The organism is Bacillus cereus group sp. MYBK101-2, from assembly GCF_051918845.1.
GTDB classification, from domain to species: domain Bacteria; phylum Bacillota; class Bacilli; order Bacillales; family Bacillaceae_G; genus Bacillus_A; species Bacillus_A paranthracis.
Map to the genome: position 1 here is coordinate 32508 of NZ_JBQAIE010000023.1, position 16011 is coordinate 48518.

The window sequence follows — 16011 nt, forward strand, 5'->3', positions numbered from 1 at the left end:
TTTATTATTTATTTTTACTCTTTAAAAATAGTGCACGAAAAGCAGTTTGTCCATCTATTTTATAATTTATAAATAGAATAAAAAAAGATAAAGCTATTTGCTTTATCTTTTTACTCAGCCTCTACAAGCCCTTCATCAAATGGTGCCAGTGAATAATTTCCCTTTTCCACTTGAATCGCTTTTTCTTTCACATCAACTTCTGATAGACGAATCAATGATACAAAGTTATTAATTAGTCTTTCTTCAATATCCGTGGACTCTACTAATACACCAATACCAACAACATTAGCCTTAAACTCTTCTAACATACTCATCATACCTTGAATTGTCCCGCCAGCTTTCATGAAGTCATCAATAATTAAAACATTTGATCCTTCTGGAAGGCTACGCTTTGCTAACGTCATTGTTTGAATTCGCTTAGAAGAACCTGATACATAGTTAATACTAACAGTGGGGCCTTCTGTTACCTTATTATCTTTTCTTGCAATCACTACCGGTACATCTAAATAGTTCGCCACTGCATATGCAAGTGGAATACCCTTCGTTGCGACCGTCATAACTGCATCAATTGGTTGCCTAGCAAAAACAGAAGCAAACAAACGACCTGCGCCATTAATATGACGAGGATTACTTAAAAGATCTGTCATATATAAGTAACCACCAGGCAAAATACGATCTGGATTTTCAAATAAGCTACAAAGCTCACCGATAATTAGATCTGCCTCTTCTTCACTTATATATGGTATATATTTCACTCCTCCTGCTGCTCCTGGTATCGTTTGCAATGTGCCGACCCCTTGTTGTTCAAACGTTTGCTTAATAATAACTAAATCTTCACTAATAGAAGACTTAGCTGATTGATACCTTTCAGCAAAAAAAGTGAGAGAAACTAGCTGACGAGGGTTTTGTAACAAGTAATACGTCATATCGACTAATCTTGTACTTCGTCTAATTTTCATACTCTCACCTCAAATCACGAATATTCTAAACAAATCATAACGTATTATACGTCTTTATTCAAGCGTTTCTCGCTCTCCTAATAAACGTACTGCGTATACTTGTTCACAAAATCCTTTTAATCCGTTATATATACGATGCATTCGTGAATCATGGTGCACCAGACCGAATACAGTTGGACCACTACCACTCATTAATACAGCATCTGCTCCAAATCGCTTCATCTGTGCCTTAATACGTGCAACTTCAGGATGCATCGCAAACGTTACATCTTCTAAAACGTTACCAACAGTATCACAAATCCCTTTGTAGTCTCCAGCATTTATGACATCCACCATTTTATCTACATTTGGATGTGTAACCCGATTTAACTTTAAATTTCCATACACATCAGCAGTAGATACACCAATATGGGGTTTTGCTAAAATAACCCAACAAGAAGGTGGAGTTTTTATGTGCTCAATCTGCTCTCCTCTTCCAGTGGCAATTGCTGTCCCACCATATACACAAAACGATACGTCTGATCCAATTTCTGCGCCAAGCTCTGCTAACTGATCAATTGTAAGCCCTAAATTCCATAATTTATTAAGACCACGTAATGTCGCTGCTGCATCACTACTTCCACCCGCTAATCCAGCTGCTACTGGAATCGTTTTTTCAATAGTAATAGATACGCCTTTTTTCACATTAAACTTCTCTTTTAATAATTTCGCTGCTTGATAAGCCAGATTTCTTTGGTCGTCTGGGACATACCGATTATGGGATAAAATTTCAATACGGTCTTCTGCTAATTCCATTAGTTCTAAACGATCCGCTAAATCAATTGTTGTCATAATCATTTTCACTTCATGATATCCGTCTTGTCTTTTTCCCAGTACATCTAACGACAGATTAATCTTTGCTGGTGCTTTCACTAGTAGCTTCAATCTATTCACCCACTCTATGTACTCAATCTTTTATCGTTTATTTTACCATAAATTTATAGTAAGACGATGACACTTCCCTAATTATAACGAAAAGCATTCAGAATGAAACTACTTATGTAAAATGATGGCACTTTTTATAGTACAAAAAGCCGAGGAATCACTCCTCGGCTACCGTAGCATAGAAAGTATCTTACAACTACTGGTTTTGTTTCATTAATTGCTGTTCTGCAATTTCTATAGCACGTTTCACCATGTTACCAGCATCTTTCGCACGAATTCCGCCCCATCCTTCTTTCTGAACAACATCATAAAAGCCCAACTCTTTTGCAAGCTCTTCTTTAAATTGATTCGACATGACACCTCTTCGTCTACTCAATGCAGAGTCCCTCCTTATTTTGCTACGGTATCATTAGTATGCAAAATAATATAGCTTTTCATTTGTGGGAATATATGTAACGATACATGAATTATAAAATCACTTCATTATGAGGTTCACCATAAAATGTTAACTCTACTGTCTCTGTTAAAACATCCGCATAACTATACGACACACGTTGCAACGTATCTTCTTGTTGATCCAGTTGTACAACAAAAACAGAACGGTACGTTTCTGCAAGTACACCTGATTGTTCTACAGTTTTTCTTCTCCCACTGTTTGCCTTTAACATCAGTCTCTGTCCAAGATGGTGATCTAATTCGCTTTTAATTTCATCTAAACGTTTTGACATATACTTCGTTACACCTCGCTGTAATTTAGATTGAACACTTAAAACACGATATATCTATCCCAATTATTAACCGCAACTCACAGACAATATCATTATAAAAGCATCATGCGTTCGAATAGATAGAAGAAATACTATATTGTAAAAGTATCATTATGTAGTCTGTGCGTTCTTGTCTCTTTTTATCCAAACAGATTTAAATCCTCTCCATACAAAAAAGCAAGATACATATGTACCTTGCTTATTCTTCATAATGTTGAAAAGGTAAGCCAGTTCGTAAAATCCCCCTTGTCTCAATCCCGCCAAGTCCCTTTTCACCAGTAATCGTATTACGTACAACATCCCATACATTAACCCTTTCCATAAATGACGTAAAACTAATTTTACCAACCACATATACAGGATCTAGTGCGTGAATATTAATTCTAGATGGGGAACTAGCAAAATTAGCGCCCGCTCGAATTAATGCTTCAAAGTGTGATTGACATGCCCCAGCAAAAATAACGAGTTGATCCAATGATGGATATTTTTTTCTCACTTCTCGAACAGCCTGTACAAAATGCCTTGAATGCCTATATGCTGCTAAATCTCCCTTTACACCTTTTGATTTTGTATACGCATCGTGCCCTGTAATAACTAAAATGTCCGGGCGAAAATGGTCTATTAAATCTACTACCTTTTCATGCATCTCCGTCTCTTTACAATGAATACCTTGTACAGGAACACCAATTTTATTATATAAATCTAGGCACTTGCGCAAATATAAGGGGTCTCCATCTATGTGCAATACACGTCCTGGCATTTGAAAATAATTCACTTCACTTGTATATCCACCAGTTGAAGTGTGTTCATGCCTTTGTTTCATTAATACGTAATCTTGTTGAAACAAACGATACGTCCGCTCCATTGTTTCTTTCTCACGCTTTGCTCTCTTTTTATGTTCTCGTTGATCTATACTAATTAAATCTTCAAGTGGCGCATCTGCCACTAATCTAATTTCCTCTCCAAACAATATAGCTATCTCGCCTTTTATTTCTATAATACGAAAAAGGATATCCCTATTATGAGAATATCGTTCCACTAATTCTCCAACATGTAAAGCCATTCTCCTACCTCCAAACTCGTTAGGCCATCTTACCTGTTTTTAAAGTATGAATTTAGGAGGAGAAAGGTGACAAAAGGGACAGTTCAAATTGAACTGTCCCTTTTGTACCCTTATGATAACTTATGAAGAACTAATGCATTACTTAATGTCGCAAACTCTTCGATAGATAGCGTTTCGCCTCTTCGTTTTGGATCAATTCCTACTTCTGTTAAAATCCGATCCAACAGCTCTTTATCTTTCGGGAAACCATTTAAATTATTTGATAAATTATTCATTAGAGTTTTACGACGCTGTGCAAAACTTGCTCGTACTACTTCAAAGAAGAATGTCTCATCTGTTACCTCTACCACTGGTTTAGGACGCTTTAGGAGGCGAATAATTGCAGAATCAACATTCGGTTGTGGCACAAACACTGTACGCGGTACAGTCATAACTGTTTCTACCTCTGTATAATACTGAATAGCAATGGATAAAGAACCATACTCTTTCGTTCCAGGCTTAGCCGCTAAACGATCCCCAACTTCTTTTTGCATCATAACAACGAATCCACGAACCGGTAATTTCTCTTCCAGCAATTTAAATAAAATTGGCGTCGTAATATAGTATGGTAAGTTAGCTACTACCATTACATCTTGCCCTTCTTCAAATTGCTCACTAAACACCTCATGTACATCTGCCTTTAGTACATCTTTATTGATAACAGTAACGTTGCCATATGGAGCTAACGTCTCATCTAAAATCGGTAATAACCTTTGATCAATTTCAAAAGCCACTACTTTTTTAGCACGCTTCGCTAATTGTTCTGTTAATGCACCGATACCTGGTCCAATTTCAATTGCACCACTTTCTGAACCAATTTCAGCGTGATCAACGATACGATTTAATACATTCGTATCAATTAAAAAATTTTGTCCTAAACTTTTTTTGAATGAAAATCCATACTTTTCAACAATATCTTTCGTACGATTTGGCGTTGCGATATCCTTCATTTTCTTTCCTCCTGTATGACTTGCTTATAAGCTTCTGCAAATGATTCTTTTGAAACTTGAAACATTTGTAAACGTTTATGTAACTGTTTTGCGTTTGTATAACCAATCTTTAATAGCTTACCCATTCTTTCTCTGCGACTCTTTGCCATTTCTCCGCCCACTAAACCTGCATCGACTAAATCGCTCCAACTGATTTCACTTGTGTAAGCTTCCATTTCTTCATGTATATTCTCTAAAGCACGGCGAATTGATTCATTAGAAGCATGTTCAATCCCGACACCTTTTTTCCTCTTAGCAAGTGCTTCTTCCTTCGGTAAAAAAGCATGTTTACATCCAGGCACCTTATCAGAAATAATTTTTCGAATACGCTCTCCAGGATAATCCGGATCTGTGAAAATAATAACGCCTCGTTTTTGCAGCGCTAATTTAACTTGTTCAATAACATGATCACCGATTGCTGAACCGTTCGTTTCAATTGTATCCGCATCAACAGCACGCTTAATCGCGACTGTATCATCTTTACCTTCTACAACGATAATCTCTTTAATTTTCATGCTTGCCTCCACACTCGTTTCGTCTCTACTTAGTAAAACAAAAAAATGACGACTTTTCCATTATTATTTTCCCCATTGTTACATTTTAAAAAATAGAATGTCCAAAACTTTGTTCTCTCTCCTTATTGTAACACTTACTCATTCACCCTCGTTTTCTCTACCACTTCTACTATTCTGTTTCTCAAAAAATAAAAAGAATGGGCTCCCCCATTCTTTTTATTCGACACCAAATAAAGCTTTTGCATTCTTAGTTGTTACTTCCGCTACCTCTTCATAAGAAATTCCTTTTAAGTTCGCAATTTCTTCTGCTACGAGTTTTACATAACTTGGTTCATTTCGTTTCCCGCGAAATGGATGCGGTGTTAAATACGGACAATCCGTCTCTATTAATAATTTCTCTAATGGAATCTCCGTAGCAACTTCTTTCGGTTTCTTAGCGTTTTTAAACGTAACCGGTCCACCTAACGAAATTAAAAAGTTCATATCAACACATCGCTCTGCTACCTCTACGCTACCGCTAAAGCAATGCATAATACCTCCTACTTCATCTGCATTCTCTTCTTCTAGAATATCAACAATATCTTGAGTTGCATCGCGGTTATGTATAATAATCGGTAATTTTACTTTTTTCGCTAATGCAATTTGTTTACGGAATACTTCTTTCTGTATTTCTTTTGGAGACTTATCCCAGTGATAGTCTAAGCCCATTTCTCCAAGTGCAACGACTTTAGGATGAGAAGCAAGTTCTTCTAACCAAGCTAAATGCTCTTCTGTCATGTCGATTGCATCAACTGGATGCCATCCAACCGCGGCATAAATAAAATCATAGGCTTCAGCTAATTCAATCGCCTTTTTTATCGTTACTTCATCAAAACCAACAACAACTGTATAAGTAACCCCCGCTTCTTTCATTCGGGCAATAACTTCTTGTAAGTCTTCTTCAAATTGCTCTGCATTCAAATGTGAATGTGTATCAAACAACATCATACATAACTCCTTTTATATTGAAATCAAATTTATTCTACGCAAATAAGCTCTTTTATAACTTAACGATAACAATACTACAATCTTAATGCAAAAATTGAGAGTGTAAAAAGAAAAAAGACGCTTCACACATGTTACACGTGAAACATCTCTTTTCTTGTCTTAATTACTTAATTTTTGTACCATTTGGTAGATTTTGGTCAATCGATGCTAATGACAATACGCCATTCTCTTCACCCGCTAAGATCATACCTTGTGATAATTCACCGCGTAATTTTACAGGTTTTAAGTTTGTTACACAAATAACTTTTTTACCTTTTAAATCTTCCGGCGAATAAAATTTTGCAATTCCAGAAACCACTTGACGTTTTTCTGTGCCTAAGTCTAGTTGAATTTTTAACAACTTGTCTGCTTTTTTCACAGGTTCCGCCGATAGAACTTCAGCTACGCGTAATTCTACTTTAAAGAAATCATCAATTGTAATTTCTTCTGCCTTCGGTTCTTCTTCTTTTTTCTCTTCTACTTTAGGAGCAGAGGCTTTCATTTGTTCTTTAATGTACGCTACCTCTACTTCCATTTCTAAACGAGGGAAAATCGGGTTTCCTTTTTCTACTTTTGTTCCAGCTGGAATGCATCCAATTGTAGACAGGCTTTCCCAAGATGTATGTGCTTCTTCAGTAAGGCCAAGCTGAGCGAACATCTTGCTTGGTGCTACTGTTAAGAATGGCATAAGCATAATACCTGTTTGACGAAGTACTTCTGCTAAGTGAGCCATTACAGAGGCTAACTTTTCGCGATCATTCTCATCTTTCGCTAATACCCACGGTTGTGTTTCGTCAATATATTTATTCGTACGGCTAATCAATTGCCAAATTGAACTTAGAGCTACAGAGAATTCCATGTTCTCCATTGCTTCTTCCACTTTTTTCAATGTATCCTGTGCAAACGTTACTAACGTTTCATCAAATTCCGTTACATTTGCTTTAAATGCAGGAATTTCTCCGTTAAAGTACTTATCAATCATAGCTACTGTACGATTTAATAGGTTACCTAAGTCATTTGCTAAATCGAAATTAATACGCTCCACAAATCCTTCTGGTGTGAATACGCCATCAGATCCAAATGGAACTTCACGAAGTAAGTAATAACGTAATGCATCTAATCCGTAACGATCGATTAATGTAACTGGATCTACTACGTTTCCTTTTGACTTACTCATCTTTCCATCCTTCATTAAAATCCAACCGTGAGCAAAGACTTTTTTCGGAAGAGGTAAATCTAATGCCATTAAAATGATTGGCCAATAAATCGTATGGAAACGAACGATTTCTTTTCCAACTAAATGCACATCTGCTGGCCAGAACTTCTTATACATCTCTTCATTTTCTGTTCCATAACCTAATGCTGTAATGTAGTTAGATAATGCGTCAACCCATACATAAATAACGTGTTTCGGATTACCTGGAACACGAACTCCCCAGTCAAATGAAGTACGGGAAACTGCTAAATCTTCCAATCCTGGTTTAATAAAGTTATTAATCATTTCATTCTTACGAGACTCTGGCTGAATGAAATGTGGATTCTCTTCATAGAACTTTAATAGTCTGTCAACATATTTACCCATTCTAAAGAAATATGATTCTTCACGAACAAGTTCTACATCATGACCACTGTCTGGACTTTTTCCCCCAACTACTTTGTCACCTTCCATAATTGGATCTACTAATTGATGCTCTGTATAGAATGTCTCATCTTGTACAGAATACCAACCTTCATATTCATCAAGATAAATATCACCTTGATCTACTAGTTGCTTGAAGATTTTTTCGACAACGTCTTTATGACGATCTTCCGTTGTACGGATAAAGTCATCATAGGAGATATCCATCTTCTCCCAAAGTTCTTTAATTCCTGCAACGATGTTATCCACATATGCTTGTGGTGTAACATTTAATTCTTCTGCTTTCTTTTGGATCTTCTGTCCATGCTCATCAGTTCCTGTTAAATAATGAACATTATATCCTTGCATACGCTTATATCGTGCCATCGCATCTCCTGCTACTGTTGTATAAGCATGTCCAATGTGTAATTTTCCACTTGGATAATAAATTGGGGTAGTAATATAAAAGGATTTGTTTTCCTTTGTCATTGTTTTGGACCTCCCGGATAACCTCATATGTATTTATAAATAGTATATCAAAAACTTATATATAAAGTGAAACTTTAATCTGTGAGGGTCTTGTTCATTCCCACGGATTATCAACCCACACCAATCGGACTTTTACGAGCAATCCGACTTCCACTTAACTTCCTTGGCCCAGCCGAATTTAAAATTTAGAATCTTACTACTCGTTAATGCAGGATAAAAACAAGTTCATATTTTTATATTTATCATCTATTACTCATATTTCAAGAAAATATACAGTCATTACCTATAATTTCTTGATTTTTCCGAAAATAAAGTGAAATAATAGTAGAAATTACTCAAATTCTATTATATATAAGAAGTAAGAAATCTATAAATCTTTTTAAAAAATATAGAATTAAAGAATTGACGGAAATGTAAATGATTGGTATCATATGTCCATAGGGTATTTTGTCGAAAAATGACGAATCTAAAAATAGACTCGAAACTTATAAACTATTTCTTTAGGAGGAAAAGAATTATGAAATCTACTGGTATCGTTCGTAAAGTTGATGAATTAGGTCGTGTAGTAATTCCGATCGAATTACGCCGTACTTTAGGTATTGCAGAAAAGGATGCTCTTGAAATCTATGTTGATGACGAGAAAATCATCTTAAAAAAATATAAGCCAAACATGACTTGCCAAGTAACTGGTGAAGTATCTGATGGTAACCTATCTTTAGCTGAAGGTAAAATTATCTTAAGCAAAGAAGGCGCTGAGCAAATCTTAAACGAGCTTCAAGATTATATCGAAACAGCAAAATAAGCTTCTCAATTATGAGAAGCTTATTTTTTATCGACATGATAGATTTGATATACATCGCGTTTCGACAAATCTCGATCTTTAGCGACTGTTTTTATCGCCTCTTTTGAATTCATACCTTTTTCGTTTATATAATGTTCAATATGATTATATACTGAAATAGATCCCCACCATTTTTCTTCTGGAGCAGGTTCTTCCGTTGAACCAGCTACTAAAATACAAAACTCACCACGAACTTCATTTTGTTTCGTCCACTCAATTGCTTCTTCAACTGTTCCTCGAATAAATTCCTCGAATTTTTTCGTTAACTCTCGGCATAATACGATTTCTCTATTTCCCAATACTTCTTGCATCGAGATTAAAGTATCATCCAGGCGGTGAGGCGCTTCATAAAACATCATTGTAGTTTGTATGTAACGAAGCTTCTCTAACTCCATTTTTCTTTCTTTTTTATTTCTTTGTAAAAACCCATAGAAATAAAACTGTTTTGTTTCAAGTCCTGATGCAATTAATGCTGTAAGGGCTGCATTTGCCCCAGGAAGCGGGATTACATGATATTGCTCAGCTACCGCCTCGACAACAATATCATAGCCTGGATCGGAAATACACGGCATACCAGCGTCACTAACAAGCGCTACAGTCTTTCCTTCATCTAACTTCTCTAATATTTTCTTTCCACTTACTTCTTTATTATGCTCGTGGTAACTCATAACAGGCGTTTCAATTTCAAAATAATTACAAAGTTTTTTCGTTTGTCTCGTATCTTCAGCAGCAATTAAATCCGCTTCTTTTAAAATTCGGATTGCACGAAATGTCATATCTTCTAAATTTCCAATAGGAGTTGGTACTAAATATAAAACTCCCTTTTCACTTTGTTGAAAGCTTTTTTGTTGCCACATAGCGTTCTCCTTTTTGCATATATTCTTCTTTTTGTTTTCTATTTAATTGCTTAAAATAATACTCTGCTTGCATAGCTGTACGCTTATCTTCATGAAATTCTACGTATTTTAAAGCAACAGGAAGTCTAGCACGCGTATACTTAGCCCCTTTTCCGCTATTATGGGTCTCAATCCGCTTCTCTATATGATTTGTATATCCAGCATAGTAACTTCCATCAGAGCACTCCACTACGTAAAAACAATGCTTATTCTTCTCCATATAAAATAGAACGAATCTCCTTTGTATATTCATTATTTTCTTCATATACAAAAAGAGGTGGCAATATTTTTAAATCTGCGTTTCCGTCCTTAATTCCTTCAATTAACAATGTATTCGCTTCTTTCCCTGCCTTAGGATAAACAAATCGTACACGCTTCGGTTCAATTTTGTATTTACGCATTAATGTAACAATATCTAATAAACGACCTGGACGATGTACAAATGCTACTTTCCCGCCTTGCTTTACTAGCTGACTACTTGCAGATACAACATCCTCTAGTGTACACATAATTTCATGACGAGCTATCGCTAAATGTTCATTCATATTTTTTTCAGAGGTTGCAGGTGTTTGGAAATAAGGCGGATTACATGTGACAACATCATATTGATGACGCCCAAGTTTCTCCGGCATATCTTTCAAATCCCCGTGTATTAAGTGAATTCTTTCTTCCAACTTATTGTATTGGACACTTCTTATTCCCATATCATATAAGCGTTCTTGAATTTCTACACCAGTAATATTCCCTTTCGTCCTTGTACTTAATAGAAGGGGTACAACTGCATTACCTGTACACAAATCAAGTAAATTACCTTTTTGAATTGGCACCCAAGCAAAGTCTGCAAGTAAAACAGCATCTAACGAGAAATTAAATACTGATGGGCTTTGTATAATCTTCAAATCTTGTGCTAATAAGTAATCTAAACGTTCATCTTCGTATAAATTCATATGTTGCTCCTTTTCTTACACTTAACCTACCCTATTTCATCTTCTACTAATAAAAAACATATTCGATTCCACTCTCATGTATAAAAAATTACCTTTCCAATTATTATTGGAAAGGTAATTTCACTTTTTATTTAAAAATGACAGGCAGAATAAACAATCTCCCTCTTTACGTACACTTCCATAATGCAGATTACAAATATGAAAACCTTCTTGATATAGTCTTGCTAAATTATCGTAGCCTTCACCAATATCTGTCTTCGGCTTCACTTCTTTACGTTTTTGAGTTTTTTGTTTTTCTTTAATCTGTACTTCTTCAAAGCGGTGTCGCAAATTTTCATTTTCCATTTTTATATGTTGGTTTTCTTCCAGTAACTCTGCAAGATGTTGTTTTAATTCTCCCAACTGTTTGTATAAATGTCCAATTTGCTCTTCCATACTAGAAACCGATGCAAAAATATCTTTTTTCTCCACAAGCACCCACCTCATTAATCTGTGGTTTGACTCGAAACGACCCCTTTATTCACTAACTCATCTAACGTATATTCTACTATCCGTTCCTTGTCTACTAGTTCCACTTGAATTAATCTTTCTAAAATATTTAATCCGATAACACGGCCAGTACCATCCGGGGTTTGTATACGTTGATCTAAATCAGGAAGTTGTTCCTTTGCTGCCTCATATTCATCGTTCTCATATTTTAAGCAACACATTAAGCGACCACATAAACCAGAGATTTTTGCAGGATTTAATGATAAATTTTGATCCTTTGCCATCTTAATGGATACAGGTTCAAAATCCCCTAAAAAAGTAGAACAACAAAGCATACGACCACATGGACCAATACCACCAAGCATTTTCGCTTCATCACGAACACCGATTTGTCTTAGTTCAATTCTTGTCCTAAAAATTGCTGCTAAGTCCTTCACTAGTTCGCGAAAATCAATCCGACCATCCGCAGTAAAGTAGAAAATAATTTTATTGCGATCGAACGTATACTCTACATCTACAAGTTTCATATCAAGATTATGTTCTACTACCTTTTGCTGACAAACTTGATATGCCTCTTTTGCAGCATGTTTGTTCTCTTCAACAATGGTACGATCGTTTTCATTTGCAATGCGAATAACCTTTTTTAGTGGTAATACAACGTCGTTTTCATCAACTTGCTTTTTGGTAATAACTACTTTTCCGTATTCAATACCTCTTACCGTTTCTACAATTACAAACTCATTTTCAGAGATATCGAACTGATTCGGATCAAAGTAATACACCTTTCCGGCCTTCTTAAAGCGAACACCTACTACATCATACAAAACGGTCATCCCTCCTGCAACCGCAACACTAACTGTTCGAACACAAGCTGCGCATTTACATTAGCGTTGATTCTATTTTTTGCCTCTAATATATTAAAGAGAGCTGATACAATGCGCTTCTGAGCGTAGGAGAAAGATTCAAACATCTCTTTCTGCTCATGAAAAACAAGACGATCTTCTTCTCCAAGTTGAACATATAATAAATCCTTATAAATAAGGAGTAACATATCTAAACCTTGCTGTAATTGTTCTTTCTCTCCAAAGTGTTTTCCCCATTTTTCTTGTACAAAAAAAATAGAGGCTTTATCTTTTTCGAGCGCTTCACATAATTTTATCACTAAAGCTCGTGCTTGTGCAAACCATTCATCACTACATAAAGCCAAAGCTTCATCAAAACTATTTGTGAGTTGTGCAGCAAGTGTCGATAAAGATGTCGTAACACCTTCATCCTGTAATCTTCTAATTAAAGATTCCGTAGGTAACGGTCTAAATGTAACAACTTGACAACGAGATAAAATCGTATTTAAAATTTGATGACTTTGTTCAGTAAGTAAAATAGCTGTTGTATCACTACTTGGTTCTTCTAAAAATTTCAACAGTGTATTCGCCGCATTTGCTGTCATACGGTCTGCGTGCTCAATAACATATACTTTTTTATTTGCTTCTAATCCTGTTTTTGAAAACTCTTCTTGTAAATCATGAATTTGCTGCTTCTTAATAGACAATCCGTCTGGTTTTACAATATGTAAGTTTGGGTGGTTACCTGAATCAATTCGCTTACAATTTGTACATACATGACAAGGCTCTACCCCATTCCGCTGAGAACAGAGGAAACTCTTTGCCATTTGAATTGCTGTCGCAAACTTTCCTGTCCCTTTCCCTCCCTCTAATAAGTAAGCGTGGGATATACGCTCTTTTGCGATGCTATTCATCAACATTTTTACACCGATGGGTTGTATAGCAGAAAGCTGCTCCCACGTCTTCGTCATAATGCATACCTCACTTATTTCATTCTTTCCTTCTATTATAACAATTTATCTTCTATAACTTGAATAACTTCTTCTATAAGTTTTTCCATTGGTTGATCAGCATTTACTAATACAATACGATCCGAGAAACGTTCTACAACTTGTAAATACCCTTCACGCACACGTTTATGGAAAGTGATATCTTCCATATCTAACCGATTCACTTCACGTCCTGCATCTTTTGCAATTCGAGCTAAACCAACCTCGGGTTCAATGTCTAGGTAAATTGTTAAACTAGGCATGCAGTCTTCTGTTGCGAAACGATTGATTTCAAATACTTTATCCATACCTAACCCTCTTGCATAGCCTTGATACGCTAAAGAGCTATCTATAAAACGATCACATAATACAAGGTAATCCTCATCAAGTGCCGGCATAACTTTTTCCACTAAATGTTGTCTACGTGCAGCGGCATATAAAAGTGCCTCTGTACGTGCTTCCATCATCGTATATTCTTGCTTATGTAAAATCGTTCTAATCTCCTCAGAAATCGCAATACCACCTGGTTCTCTTGTCGCCATTACCTTTTGTTCCTTTTGTTCAAAGTATGGCAATAAACCTTGAATTAACGTTGTTTTACCCGAACCTTCTGGCCCCTCAATTGTTACAAATAATCCCTTCATCCTAAAACCTACTTTCTATATCATACACTTTCATATATTTCGTGCTACCTTGAAAACGAGCGCCTGCTCTCTCTAAATGCATAATTTGCTCTTTATGTTCTGAAGTAATTCTTTCTCCATACATAATCAATGGAATACCAGGTGGATATGGAATTACCATTTCCGCCGCTATCATCCCAACTGCTTCTTCTACAGATACTACTTTTGTTTCATATCCTTCCAGTTGTTTATATGTATACGGCAGGGGAGAAATTTCTCCTTTATAAGTATAACGAATAGATTCCGTCTTGTCTTTCACCTCATAAGGTTGCAATGCCGCCCGGATCATCTCTATAGCCTTCATATACTTCTTATTTACTTGCAAAGGCAAAATAAATAAGACATTATATGGATCTGCCATTTCGGTATATATACCAACCTTTTCTAATACGGACTGTAATTCGTATCCTGATAACTGACAACGCGTCTGTATGGTAACTTTTAGCTCGTCTTGTAATGGATATTGTAAAATAGCTAATTGTGGGATAGAAGACAATTCTTCTTTAAATTTCTGTAAAAACTCGACAATTTCATCATGTCCCTTTTCTTTTATACGCGCTATCGTAAAGCGTGCAATATCAAGGGAAGCCATAATTGGATACGATGGACTACTAGATTGTAGCATACTTAAATAAGTAGAAACTTTTTCTTCTTTCACTAAGCGGCTATTTATATGTAAATAGGATCCCATCGTCATCGCAGGTAATGTTTTATGTGCGGAATGAACTACAATATCTGCACCATATGCTAAAGCTGACTTTGGAAATGCCCCACCTAAACAAAAATGAGCTCCATGCGCTTCATCTACTAACACAGGAATTTTATGTGCATGTGCATAAGCAATGCTTGCCTCTAAATCCATCCCCATACCATAATAATTAGGATGTGTTAAAATAAGTGCTTTCGCATTTGGATATTTTTCAATTGCTTCCTTAATAATCTCATCATGAATTCCCACGGGTACGTTATAAGCTTCATCAATCCATGGATCTAAAAAAATTGGATTTGCTCCTGCTAATTTTAAACCATTAATAATTGATTTATGACAATTTCTTTGTACAAGAACAATATCATGTTCCCTACAGCAAGACAAAATCATTGCTAAGTTCCCGACTGTTGAACCATTAATTAAAAAATAACTTTTGTTCACTCCATATACATCAGCTAATAATTGTTGTGCCTCATCTATACATTCAAACGGACTATGTAAATCATCTAACCCTGATAACTCAGTTACATCGATAGATAGTATATCTTTAAACTCCTCTACTGCCCCTTGAGGGAAGTTTAAACCATTTTTATGACCTGGAACATGAAAGGATAACGGCCTTCTTTCTTTAAACTCTATTAATGCTTCATATAAAGGTATGCGATTTTGATTCATCTATATCTCTTCCTTATTATTTCATTCTTTCTCTATTATACAGAACAAAAAAAATAATAGGCATATGCCTATTTAAAAATATGATACTTCTAATTTCCGAAGCTGTTTTAAATAATATATATACTTCGGATCATTTGTTTCTGTATTCACCATGTCCTTTTCACATTCATAACATATTAAATTATTATAAACATATATCCCTTCTTTTCTTTCTGTCTCACAAACAATACAAACTTCGTTTTGTGATTTCATATCTTTCCCTCCCTATTTAATTTAAATGGACATATTTTATACTTCTATTCCTTAACAATTTACAGAAAAATATACATCGATTTCTTATATAATATGATTCATCCTTGGGCAACGTGTTTGTATTACCATTACTTCTTTTTGCATACTGTTTGAAAACACAAAAAAACACAAGTCAAAAGACTTGTGTTTTTAGTTGCTTGGCGACGTCCTACTCTCACAGGGACAAGGTCCCAACTACCATCGGCGCTAGAGAGCTTAACTTCCGTGTTCGGTATGGGAACGGGTGTGACCTCTCTGCC

General features: G+C 35.7%; 19 protein-coding genes and 1 rRNA gene. 1 reads left to right on the top strand and 19 read right to left on the bottom strand.

The window, feature by feature from the left end:
* Positions 1-110: 110 nt before the first annotated feature.
* From purR to metG, 9 genes are all read right to left on the bottom strand, one after another.
* Positions 111-959, bottom strand: a complete 849-nt coding sequence (purR, locus tag ACTFSI_RS26470) for a pur operon repressor (RefSeq protein WP_000702473.1) — start codon at positions 957-959, stop codon at positions 111-113.
* A 54-nt stretch (positions 960-1013) separates the two neighbouring features.
* Positions 1014-1883, bottom strand: coding sequence for a 4-(cytidine 5'-diphospho)-2-C-methyl-D-erythritol kinase (ispE, locus tag ACTFSI_RS26475; protein WP_000772094.1), 870 nt, complete (start codon positions 1881-1883; stop codon positions 1014-1016).
* 196 nt (positions 1884-2079) lie between these two features.
* On the bottom strand, positions 2080-2259 hold the full coding sequence (sspF, locus tag ACTFSI_RS26480) for an acid-soluble spore protein SspF (protein ID WP_001985066.1): 180 nt from the start codon (positions 2257-2259) through the stop codon (positions 2080-2082).
* 91 nt (positions 2260-2350) lie between these two features.
* Entirely contained in the window at positions 2351-2611 is a 261-nt protein-coding gene (veg, locus tag ACTFSI_RS26485; RefSeq protein ID WP_000044350.1) for a biofilm formation stimulator Veg, read from the bottom strand.
* A 238-nt stretch (positions 2612-2849) separates the two neighbouring features.
* Positions 2850-3713 carry a sporulation peptidase YabG gene (gene yabG / locus ACTFSI_RS26490; RefSeq protein WP_001173738.1) on the bottom strand — a complete coding sequence of 288 codons (864 nt, stop codon included), beginning with the start codon at positions 3711-3713 and terminating at the stop codon, positions 2850-2852.
* Positions 3714-3823: 110 nt separating this feature from the next.
* A complete protein-coding gene (gene rsmA, locus ACTFSI_RS26495) occupies positions 3824-4702 on the bottom strand; it encodes a 16S rRNA (adenine(1518)-N(6)/adenine(1519)-N(6))-dimethyltransferase RsmA (protein ID WP_000651552.1) in 879 nt (292 codons plus the stop codon).
* Positions 4699-5256 (bottom strand): ribonuclease M5, encoded by a 558-nt coding sequence (gene rnmV, locus ACTFSI_RS26500; RefSeq protein ID WP_000692830.1) that lies wholly within the window; start codon positions 5254-5256, stop codon positions 4699-4701. The genes rsmA and rnmV overlap by 4 nt, the downstream gene beginning before the upstream one ends.
* Positions 5257-5472: 216 nt before the next feature.
* Entirely contained in the window at positions 5473-6240 is a 768-nt protein-coding gene (locus ACTFSI_RS26505) for a TatD family hydrolase (protein WP_070805065.1), read from the bottom strand.
* Positions 6241-6406: 166 nt separating this feature from the next.
* Positions 6407-8389, bottom strand: coding sequence for a methionine--tRNA ligase (gene metG / locus ACTFSI_RS26510; protein WP_000159677.1), 1983 nt, complete (start codon positions 8387-8389; stop codon positions 6407-6409).
* A 517-nt stretch (positions 8390-8906) separates the two neighbouring features.
* Here metG and ACTFSI_RS26515 point away from each other — a divergent pair.
* Positions 8907-9191, top strand: coding sequence for an AbrB/MazE/SpoVT family DNA-binding domain-containing protein (locus tag ACTFSI_RS26515; protein WP_000843036.1), 285 nt, complete (start codon positions 8907-8909; stop codon positions 9189-9191).
* Between the two features lie 20 nt (positions 9192-9211).
* Here the strand turns inward: ACTFSI_RS26515 and rsmI are convergent, their stop codons facing one another.
* The 10 genes from rsmI to rrf all read right to left on the bottom strand — a co-directional run.
* Positions 9212-10087 (bottom strand): 16S rRNA (cytidine(1402)-2'-O)-methyltransferase, encoded by an 876-nt coding sequence (gene rsmI, locus ACTFSI_RS26520; protein WP_000267829.1) that lies wholly within the window; start codon positions 10085-10087, stop codon positions 9212-9214.
* Positions 10056-10346 carry a GIY-YIG nuclease family protein gene (locus tag ACTFSI_RS26525; RefSeq protein WP_000414340.1) on the bottom strand — a complete coding sequence of 97 codons (291 nt, stop codon included), beginning with the start codon at positions 10344-10346 and terminating at the stop codon, positions 10056-10058. The genes rsmI and ACTFSI_RS26525 overlap by 32 nt, the downstream gene beginning before the upstream one ends.
* Entirely contained in the window at positions 10333-11073 is a 741-nt protein-coding gene (locus tag ACTFSI_RS26530; RefSeq protein ID WP_001055351.1) for a tRNA1(Val) (adenine(37)-N6)-methyltransferase, read from the bottom strand. The genes ACTFSI_RS26525 and ACTFSI_RS26530 overlap by 14 nt, the downstream gene beginning before the upstream one ends.
* 120 nt (positions 11074-11193) lie before the next feature.
* Positions 11194-11544 carry a DNA replication initiation control protein YabA gene (gene yabA, locus ACTFSI_RS26535; RefSeq protein ID WP_000412056.1) on the bottom strand — a complete coding sequence of 117 codons (351 nt, stop codon included), beginning with the start codon at positions 11542-11544 and terminating at the stop codon, positions 11194-11196.
* A gap of 14 nt (positions 11545-11558) precedes the next feature.
* Positions 11559-12386, bottom strand: coding sequence for a PSP1 domain-containing protein (locus ACTFSI_RS26540; protein WP_440045755.1), 828 nt, complete (start codon positions 12384-12386; stop codon positions 11559-11561).
* 5 nt (positions 12387-12391) lie between these two features.
* On the bottom strand, positions 12392-13375 hold the full coding sequence (holB, locus tag ACTFSI_RS26545; RefSeq protein ID WP_000169574.1) for a DNA polymerase III subunit delta': 984 nt from the start codon (positions 13373-13375) through the stop codon (positions 12392-12394).
* Between the two features lie 35 nt (positions 13376-13410).
* Entirely contained in the window at positions 13411-14037 is a 627-nt protein-coding gene (gene tmk / locus ACTFSI_RS26550) for a dTMP kinase (protein WP_000677231.1), read from the bottom strand.
* Position 14038: 1 nt separating this feature from the next.
* Complete coding sequence (locus ACTFSI_RS26555) at positions 14039-15460, bottom strand: aminotransferase class I/II-fold pyridoxal phosphate-dependent enzyme (protein ID WP_001075285.1); 1422 nt, start codon at positions 15458-15460, stop codon at positions 14039-14041.
* A gap of 72 nt (positions 15461-15532) precedes the next feature.
* A complete protein-coding gene (locus ACTFSI_RS26560) occupies positions 15533-15712 on the bottom strand; it encodes a sigma factor G inhibitor Gin (protein WP_000842028.1) in 180 nt (59 codons plus the stop codon).
* 195 nt (positions 15713-15907) lie between these two features.
* Positions 15908-16011: ribosomal RNA gene (rrf, locus tag ACTFSI_RS26565) — 5S ribosomal RNA — on the bottom strand; the annotation flags it as partial.